General features: G+C 70.9%; 7 protein-coding genes and 1 riboswitch. Of the genes, 3 read left to right on the top strand and 4 right to left on the bottom strand.

Annotated features, from left to right (window positions below; all coding sequences use genetic code 11):
• The first annotated feature begins 81 nt into the window (after positions 1-81).
• The 3 genes from J0695_RS23600 to J0695_RS23610 all read left to right on the top strand — a co-directional run bounded on the left by J0695_RS23600 (position 82) and on the right by J0695_RS23610 (position 3774).
• Positions 82-1221: a PP2C family protein-serine/threonine phosphatase gene (locus tag J0695_RS23600; protein ID WP_307798731.1), complete on the top strand. Its 1140-nt coding sequence runs from the start codon at positions 82-84 to the stop codon at positions 1219-1221.
• Between the two features lie 260 nt (positions 1222-1481).
• Positions 1482-1615, top strand: a riboswitch (cyclic di-AMP (ydaO/yuaA leader).
• Between the two features lie 11 nt (positions 1616-1626).
• Positions 1627-2694, top strand: coding sequence for a M23 family metallopeptidase (locus tag J0695_RS23605; protein ID WP_206964520.1), 1068 nt, complete (start codon positions 1627-1629; stop codon positions 2692-2694).
• Between the two features lie 135 nt (positions 2695-2829).
• Entirely contained in the window at positions 2830-3774 is a 945-nt protein-coding gene (locus J0695_RS23610) for an aldo/keto reductase (protein WP_206964523.1), read from the top strand.
• Here the strand turns inward: J0695_RS23610 and J0695_RS23615 are convergent.
• The 4 genes from J0695_RS23615 to J0695_RS23630 all read right to left on the bottom strand — a co-directional run bounded on the left by J0695_RS23615 (position 3771) and on the right by J0695_RS23630 (position 8705).
• A complete protein-coding gene (locus J0695_RS23615) occupies positions 3771-5099 on the bottom strand; it encodes a PrsW family intramembrane metalloprotease (protein WP_206964525.1) in 1329 nt (442 codons plus the stop codon). The genes J0695_RS23610 and J0695_RS23615 overlap by 4 nt on opposite strands.
• 69 nt (positions 5100-5168) lie before the next feature.
• Positions 5169-5933, bottom strand: coding sequence for a tRNA (guanosine(46)-N7)-methyltransferase TrmB (gene trmB, locus J0695_RS23620; protein ID WP_206964527.1), 765 nt, complete (start codon positions 5931-5933; stop codon positions 5169-5171).
• A 68-nt stretch (positions 5934-6001) separates the two neighbouring features.
• A complete protein-coding gene (lhgD, locus tag J0695_RS23625) occupies positions 6002-7198 on the bottom strand; it encodes an L-2-hydroxyglutarate dehydrogenase (protein WP_307798732.1) in 1197 nt (398 codons plus the stop codon).
• 76 nt (positions 7199-7274) lie between these two features.
• Positions 7275-8705, bottom strand: coding sequence for an NsdA family TPR-like regulatory protein (locus J0695_RS23630; protein WP_206964531.1), 1431 nt, complete (start codon positions 8703-8705; stop codon positions 7275-7277).
• Positions 8706-9028 lie beyond the last annotated feature (323 nt).

Consider the following 9028-nt stretch of genomic DNA (forward strand, 5'->3'; position numbering starts at 1 on the left):
GTACACGGCTGCGGACGGTACCGCGCCCCACCCAGGCTGTCCGCAGCCGTGTACGGACCGGGCAGGGGCAGGAGATCCACGGTGGGGCAGCGGCGAGGAGAGAGCGTTGCGGTACCCCGCTTCCTTCGGGTGCTGCCCGCGCTGCTGATCCTCGGCGGCATCGGCTTCGACCTGGCGACCCCGGCGAACTACACCGCGTCTCCCCTCTTCTCCGCAGCCCCCCTCATCGCCGCGCCGTTCTTCACGGCGGGCGCCACGCTCCGGGTCGGCATCGCCTCGATCGTCTCGGTCGTCGGTCTGCGGATCTACAACCAGCAGACGCTGACGGTCGTCGCGCTCACCGAGCTGTTCACCGTGATCACGGTGGTCGCGCTCGCCCTCTTCATCAACCGGGTCATCCGCCGCAGCGGCGAACAGCTCGCCTCCGCCCGCGTCATCGCAGAGACGGCCCAGCGCGCCGTGCTGCCGGTGCCCGCCGACCGGATCGGCGGGCTGCACATCGCGGCGCGGTACGAAGCCGCACAGGCCGACGCGTTCATCGGGGGCGATCTCTTCGCCGTACAGGACACGCCGTACGGGGTGCGGCTGGTGGTCGGTGACGTACGCGGGAAGGGTCTCGACGCCGTCGAGGCGGTGGCCGTGGTCATCGGGGCGTTCCGGGAGGCGGCCGAGCAGGAGACCACGCTCCAAGGGGTGGCGCAGCGCCTTGAGCGGGCGCTCACGCGGGAGGGGACGCGGCGTGACGGGCTCGATGCCTTCGAGGGGTTCACGACGGCGGTGCTGGCGGAGATCCCGCGGGGGCTCGGTGTCGTACGGCTGGTGAACCGTGGGCATCCCGAGCCGCTGCTGCTGCACGCCGACGGGGCGCTGGACCTGCTCGCGCCCTCCAGCCCCGCACTGCCGCTGGGGATGGCGGAGTTGGGGAGTTGGCCCGATCGTGCGGACACTTCGCCGTTTCCGGAGGGGGCGACGCTGCTCTTCTACACGGACGGTCTCTCGGAGGCGCGGAACAAGGCCGGGGTCTTCTACGATCCGGGCGAGCGGCTGGGCGGGCGGATCTTCCCCGGGCCCGACGCGCTCCTCGACGCGCTGACCGACGACGTACGGCTGCACACGGGGGGCGGGTCGACGGACGACATGGCGCTGCTCGCGGTGGGGCGGCCGGTGGAGGGTCAGCCGGAGCGGCGGCTGAGCGTGGACATCGTCAAGCACGGTACGTAGGTCAAGCTCGGTACGTAGGTCAGGCACGGTACGTAGTCGGAGTGCGACCCATACGGGAGACTCCATAACAATTGACACACCGTCAGAAACTCGGGGTTTTGTTCGGGGTCGTCAAGTCGACCTGATTTATGGGCCTGTGCACCATTAAGTCCAGGCCAAAGGCGTTAACGATCAGTCGGAAGAGCTTGGAATCCAGCCCCCGCGTCTATTAACGTTCGATAACGCAGCGCGGTCGTCCCAGTCGTCGCAAGAGACGGCACCGTGCGCACGCGCCGAATTCCGCATGGAAACCGGGGAACCACCAATTGGGGTGAATCGGGCTGAATCTGGCCCGTAGGAGACCTTCCTGCTCCGAACCCGTCAGCTAACCCGGTAGGCGAGAAGGAAGGAAAGGAGCACGCCCACGTGGCGTCCAACAACCCTGCCCCCGAAGCCCTTTATGTCCCGAATGACTCCGACTCTTTCGGCTTCGGAGGTAACGGTGGCGGTGAGACCTGGGACGAGTGGAACCCCACCGAGGACTCCGTCCGTCCCGTACGCGGCAAGCACCGCGTCGCCAAGCAGCGCGGCGGACTCGCCCGCAGCTCCACGGTGTTGGGCGTCGGCGTCATCGCCGCGGTCGGCGCCGGCGGCATAGCCAGCGCCGAGGGCAAGCCCCCGGTCTCGATCTCCCTTCCCGATCTGCCGGCTTCGGTCACCGACCACCTGCCCGATGCCAAGTCCCTGCCCGGCGTGAGCGCATTCATGTCCGACGGCTCCTCGGACGCCTCCGGTACGGAGACGAACACGGCGCCTCTCTCCGTCGCCGGTCTCACCGCCAACTCCTCGGGCGATGGCACCACGGACGCCGGCGAGACGCTGCGCGCCCGGATACTGCAGCAGGCCGAGCAGCAGCAGGCAGGCGCGGACGCCAAGGCCCAGGCCGTCGCCGAGAAGGCAGCAGCGGACAAGGCCGCCGCCGAGGCGAAGACGAAGCAGGATGCGGCCGACGCCAAGGCCGCAGCCGCCAAGAAGAAGGCCGCGGAAGAGGCGGCGAAGAAGGCCGAGGCCGAGCGCCTCGCCAAGCTGGCCGCCAGCTTCGCGCTGCCCGTCTCCTCGTACACGCTCACCTCGCACTTCGGCGACGCCGGTTCGATGTGGTCATCCGGGTACCACACGGGTCTCGACTTCGCGGCCCCCACGGGCACCCCGATCAAGGCCGTCCACAGCGGCACGGTCAAGTCGGCGGGCTGGTCGGGCTCGTACGGCTACCGCACGGTCCTGCTGCTCGACGACGGTACGGAGCTGTGGTTCTGCCACCAGTCCTCGCTGAACGTCAGCGCCGGGCAGAAGGTCTCCACGGGCGACGTCATCGGCCGCGTCGGCGCCACCGGCAACGTCACAGGACCGCATCTGCACCTTGAGGTGCGTCCGGGCGGCGGCGACCCGATCGACCCGATGGCCTGGCTCCAGGCCCGCGGCATCAACCCCTGATCCCGCACCCCAAGACACCGGCAGTCCTGGCGGCACCCCCCCCGACGCCAGGGCTGCCGGTTTTGGCGTACCCGGAAGGCGTACCTGGAAGGCGTACCCGGAATAGGCGGGACGGGACGGGATGTTGATCAATCCATGACTTCTCTCCGTACGCTCGGGTCCTCCGGCCTTTCCGTCTTCCCGCTCGCCCTCGGCGGCAACGTCTTCGGCTGGACCGCCGACCAGGCGCAGTCCTTCGCGGTGCTCGACGCCTACACCGCCGCGGGCGGCAACTTCGTCGACACCGCCGACTCCTACTCGGCGTGGGTCCCGGGCAACGAGGGCGGCGAGTCCGAGACGATCATCGGCCAGTGGCTCGCCTCGCGCGGCAACCGCTCCGAGATCGTCGTCGCCACCAAGATCGGTGCGCACCCCCAGTACAAGGGGCTCGCGCCCGCCAACATCAAGGCGGCTGCCGAGGAGTCCCTGCGGCGGCTCGGCACCGACCACATCGACCTCTTCTACACGCACTTCGACGATGTGTCCGTGCCCGTCGAAGAGATCATCACCGCCCTCGACCAGCTGGTGAAGGAGGGCAAGGTGCGCGCCATCGCCGCATCGAACATCTCCGCCGAGCGTCTTGAGGCCTCCCTCGCCTTCTCGGAGAGCGAGGGACTGGCCAAGTACGTCGCGCTGCAGCCGAACTACAGCCTGGTCTCGCGGGACACCTACGAGGGCGAACTCCAGGACACCGCCGCCCGCCACGGTCTTGCGGCCGTCCCGTACTACGCGCTCGCCTCCGGCTTCCTCACCGGCAAGTACCGCCCGGGCACGACCGTGGACAGCCCGCGGGCCCAGGGAGCGGGCAAGCACCTGGAGACCGAGCGGGGCCCGAAGGTCCTCGACGCGCTCGACAAGGTGGCCGCCGCGCACGGCGCCGAGGTCGCGACGGTGGCGCTGGCGTGGGTGGCCGCACAGCCGGCCGTGGCCGCGCCGATCGCCTCCGCGCGCACGGTCGAGCAGCTGCCCGCGCTGACGGCGGTGGCCGAACTGAAGCTCACCGAGGACGAGGTCGCGGCGCTGACTGCCGCCTCCGCCTAGTACTGCCTGTACGGGTTGTAGCCGCCGTAGTACTGGTACGGCGGCGGCACCCGCATCCTGCCGGTCGCCTGCGCCGCGTACAGCAGCGCAGGCTCGGCTATCTCCTTGCGCTGCCAGAGGTGGTGCAGGAGCTCCTGCTCGCGGGCCAGGAAGTCCGGGCCCACCGCACCCTGGTGGGCCCGGTGGCGCAGAAAGGCGAGAGACGTCGCGAAGGCCTCGTACTCGCTGACCGCCCTGGCCGCGGACTTGCCCCCGTACATCCGCCCCGCGAAATCCCTGGCCATCGTGCGGGCCCGCATCGAGGAGAGGGCCAGCGGCTCGGCCGGGCCGAGCCAGCCGGCCGCCGCGTACGCGGGGAGCTCGGCGGAGATCATGCGCAGCTCGCGCTGGCGGGTCCAGATCGCCAGCCAGGTCAGGGCGGCGAAGACGGGGAGCATGAAAGCGCCGTAGACGATGTAGAAGCCGTAGTCGCCGAAGTGGGACGAGCCGTTCCACAGGGCGTGCATGCCCATGGCGAGGAGCAGTCCGCACACCGGCACCGCGTAGCGCTGCAGCCGCCGGTGGCGGGGGGCGAGCGCCGCGATACCGAAGCCGATGCCGGTCATCACGGTGAAGAGCGGGTGCGCGAAGGGCGCCATCACCACCCGTACGAAGAAGGTCGCCGCGGTGACCGAGGAGAAGCCCGAGAAGCCCATCGACTGGTCCTCGCCGAAGGCGCTGCCCAGATAGAGGATGTTCTCGGTGAAGGCGAAGCCGGTCGCTGTCAGGCCGGCGAAGACCACTCCGTCGACGATCCCGGTGAAGTTCCGTCTGCGGAAGATGAAGATCAGCAGGATCGCCGTCGCCTTGGCGCTCTCCTCGACGATCGGCGCGATCACCGTGGCGCCCAGGGTGTCCGCGCTCGCCGGATCCGCGGTGGCGGTGGCTATCCAGTGCGTCGCGAAGGAGTTCGCGATGATCGCCACCAGGGCGGCCGCGAAGGCGCCCCAGGCGAAGACGAAGAGCAGGTTCCGCCAGGGCCCCGGATCGACCCGGTCCAGCCAGCGGAAGGCCGCGATCAGGAGCGGGACGGGCAGCACGGCGAGCCCCAGGCCCACCAGGAACCCCTCGGTGCCGGTCTGCTGCCGTACGAGCGCGAGGATCACCAGACCGGAGAGCGCGAGCAGCGTGATCACCACACCTGCGCGGAGCGCCTTGCTGCGCCAGAAATCGCGGCGCGGGGCATACCGCCAGTGGGCGCGCTCCGGCACGGCGTCGAAGAGCGGCTGCTCCTCGAACGCCGGGACCACCGGGTGCGGTGGCTGGGGCGGGCTCGACTCGTACACCCCATTGACCCTAACGAGGGACAGTGACAACTGCGATGTCGTGCCCGGTTTTGCCCGGGGCTTACCTGCTTACCTGCGGCGGAACAGCAGATCCTGCACGACGTGACCTTTGTCGAGACCCTGTCCCTCGAAGCGGGTCAGCGGCCGGAATTCGGGCCGGGGCGCGTACCCGCCGTCCTCCTGGGTGTTCACGAAGTCCGGGTGCGCGGTGAGCACCTCGAGCATCTGCCCTGCGTACGGCTCCCAGTCGGTCGCGCAGTGCAGTACGGCGCCGGGGGCGAGGCGCGTCGCCGCCAGGTCCAGGAACTCCGGCTGGATCAGGCGGCGCTTGTGGTGGCGGGCCTTGGGCCAGGGGTCGGGGAAGTACACGCGCAGCCCGGTCAGCGAGTCGGGCTTCAGCATCTCGCGGAGCAGGATGATCGCGTCGCCGTTGGCCACCCGGATGTTGGACAGCCCGTTCTGCTCCGCGAGACGGAGGAGGTTGCCCTGGCCCGGGGTGTGGACGTCGGTCGCCAGGATGCCGGTGGCCGGGTCGTCGGCGGCCATCTGCGCGGTGGCCTCGCCCATCCCGAAACCGATCTCCAGGACGACGGGCAGCCCGTCGAACATCGCGTCGAGGTCGAGGGTCCGCAGCCCGTCGATGTCCGTGCCCCACTGCGGCCACAACCGCTCCAGCGCCTCGGCCTGACCGGTGGTGACACGGCTGCGCCGGGGCTGGAAGCTGCGGATGCGGCGCTCGTGGTGGGACCCGGCCGGGTCGGCGGCGGGGCCGCCGGGGAAGCGGGGCTCGCCCTTGGGGCGGATGTACGGGGCGGGTTTCAGGGGCTCAGACACAATGCCCCAATCCTACGGGGCCCCCAGAACCCGCTGCGCGGGCTGGAGCTCCGCCCCCGGGGAGGAGCTCAGCCTCGCAGCGCCCCCAGCACCCGCCTGGCCACCTCACGCCCAATAGGCAGCGAAGCAGTCGCCGCAGGCGAAGGCGCGTTCAGTACGTGCACAGTCCGCGGAGCCTCCCGCAGCAGAAAGTCGTCCACCAGCGTCCCGTCCCGCAGCACAGCCTGCGCCCGCACCCCCGCCGGCACCCGCCGCAAATCAGACTCCGACACGGCCGGCAGCAGCCTCGCCACCGCCTCGGTGAACGCGTGCCGGGACAGCGAGCGGTGCAGCTCACCCGCCCCGTACCGCCAGTGCCGCCGCGCGACCCGCCAGGAGCCGGGCCAGGCCAGGGTCCCGCCCAGCTCGCGGACCCGGATGTCCCCCCATCCGTACCCCTCCCGCGCCAGCGCCGGCACCGCGTTGGGCCCGACATGGACAGACCCGTCGATGCCCCGCGTCAGATGCACCCCGAGGAACGGGAAAGCAGGATCCGGCACCGGGTACACCAGCCCCCGCACCAGCTCCGGCCGCCCCAGCTCGTAGTACTCCCCGCGGAACGGCACGATCCGCATCCCAGGGTCGTCGCCCGCCAGCCGCGCCACCCGGTCGCAGTGCAGCCCCGCGCAGTTGACCAGTGCCTTCGCCCGCAGCACCGTGCCGTCAGCCGTACGGACCGCGACGCCCTCCGAGTCGCGCCGCGAGATCTGCACGACCTCCGCGCCGTATCTGATCTCCGCCCCCGAGATCTCCGCCAGGTGCGCCGCCACCGTGCCGTAGTCGACGATGCCCGTCGTGGAAACATGGATCGCGGCCAGGCCCTGCACCTCGGGTTCGTACTCGGCGATCTGTGCGGGACCCAGCTCCCGCACCGGGATCCCGTTCTCCCGGCCCCGCTGGACCAGGGCGTGCAGCCGCGGCAGCTCGTCCCGCTCCGTCGCCACGATCAGCTTTCCGCACACCTGGTGCGGGATGCCGTGCTCCGCGCAGAACTTGACCATCTCGGCCGCCCCGCGCACCGCGAACCGGGCCTTCAGCGACCCCGGCCGGTAGTACACCCCGCTGTGGATCACCCCGCTGTTGCGCCCGGTCTGGTGCAGCGCGGGGGCCGCTTCCTTCTCCAGAACCGTCACCCGTGTCCCGGGCGCGCTCTGCGCCAGCGCATGGGCGGTCGACAGGCCGACGATCCCGCCGCCGACGACCAGCACCTCGCAGTCGAACCTCACACCGCACCGCCTCCCACCCGAATAGTGCACTGGCCCACTGACAATGCGTTCAAACCAGTGCGGGGAGCGGCGCAGGTCACGCCGGTGCGACCAGCAGCGGACGGGCCCTCTCCCGCAGCTCCACTACCCGCGGCTCGTCCCCGTACGGCTCCAGACGGTGCAGCAGATCCCGTACGTACTCCGTGGTGCGCGCCGAGGAGATCCGCCCGGCGACCTCCACCGCCCGCGTCCCCGCCGCGCACGCCGCGTCCAGATTCCCCGACTCCAGTTCGGCGACCGCGCTGACCACCAGGCGCAGCCCGTGCGAGCGCACGAACTCCTCGGTCGGCTTCGACAGCGCCTGCTCGGTGAAGCGGCGCACCTGGCGAGGGGCCTTCAGGTCCGCGTAGCACTCGGCGGCATCCGCCGCGAAGCGGTCGTACGAGTAGAAGCCCAGCCAGGACGGGTCCGCGTCGCCCGCGCGCGAGCGCTCCAGCCAGCCCTCGGCCGACTTCAGGGCCGCGCCCGCGGCCGGCGAGTCACCGGCGCGCGCATGGGCCCGTGCCTCGACCAGCCGGAAGAAGGACATCGTCCGGGCGGTCGCGAGCCCCCGGTTGCGCTCGACCGCCGCCTGCGCCAGGTCGACCCCTTCGTCGCCGAAGCCGCGGTAGACGGCCTGCAGCGACATCGACGCGAGCACATATCCGCCCAGCGGCACATCGGCCGCGGCGCGCGCCAGCCGCAGCGCCTGGATGTAGTACCTCTGCGCGGCCTCCTGCTGGCCCGTGTCGAAGGCCATCCACCCGGCGAGACGGGTCAGTTCGGCGGTCGCGCCGAACAGGCCGCGCCCCACCTCGTCCGTGTACGAACCGAGCAGCAGCGGCGCCGCGTCGACCCGTAAGCACTCCGGGACCATGGACGAACGCCAGTCCCCGCCCCCGTACTTGGAGTCCCAGCGCCGTGCGTCCTCCGCCGCCTCCCGCAGTTTGGCCACATCGCTGTGGCCGACCCGCAGCGGCGGCGTGTCGGCCGCCTCCTCGGCATCCCGCACCCCGTCGCGCGCGACCGAGGAGTCGGCGGGGGTTATCAGCCAGCGCGAGGCGGGTGTCGCGTAGGCGCTGACCGCGAAGGATCCGGCCAGGGACTGCCAGATGCCGCCGCCGGCCCGGCGCCCGGCGAGATCCAGCCGGTACAGCTCGGTCGCGGAGCGTACAGCGGCGCCCACGTCGCGCGGGAAGGCGAGCCCGACCTCGGGGGCCGGATCGGCGTCGGCCAGACCGATTTCGTGCAGCGGTACGGGCCTTCCGAGCTTCGCGCCTATCGCGGCCGCGATCAGATGGGGCGCGGCGCCCTGGGGCACCATGCCCTTGGAGACCCACCGTGCCACCGACGTCTTGTCGTAGCGAAGTGTGAGGCCGCGCTGGGCACCGAGGTCGTTGACCCGTCGTGCCAGTCCGGCGTTGCTGATTCCCGCGAGGGCGAGAACGGTGCCGAGTTTTTCGTTCGGCCCGCGTAGCTCCCTGGACATGCGCCACCCCTCGACACACAGACGGCCGCCGCGCAGGCATAAGCACGCGGCATTCGTAAACACAGCGTAGTTCGCCGCATCCCTACCGTTAAGGGGCGGTGTTCCGTATGGCGAGATTGTTGTCCGCAGAGACGCCTGTCACACCTCCTCCGCGCTCCGGGTGTGTGGCCGTGCGCCCACCCGTGCGCTCTGCCCGCTTCTCTGCGGGAGCGCTTCCATGTGGAGTGCGTGGGTCGGCCCACTGCACTGGATCCAGTGGGCTGGGGGACGCCGTCGCCTACATCCCCGCGGGCGGCGGGCCGGTCCGGGAGGCGAACAGCGCC

The organism is Streptomyces beijiangensis (assembly GCF_017315755.1).
GTDB lineage: Bacteria > Actinomycetota > Actinomycetes > Streptomycetales > Streptomycetaceae > Streptomyces > Streptomyces beijiangensis.

Coding starts and splice junctions, on each gene's coding strand:
- J0695_RS23610 (WP_206964523.1), top strand. CDS start 2,830: ATGACTTCTCTCCGTACGCTCGGGTCCTCCGGCCTTTCCGTCTTCCCG.
- J0695_RS23630 (WP_206964531.1), bottom strand. CDS start 8,705: ATGTCCAGGGAGCTACGCGGGCCGAACGAAAAACTCGGCACCGTTCTC.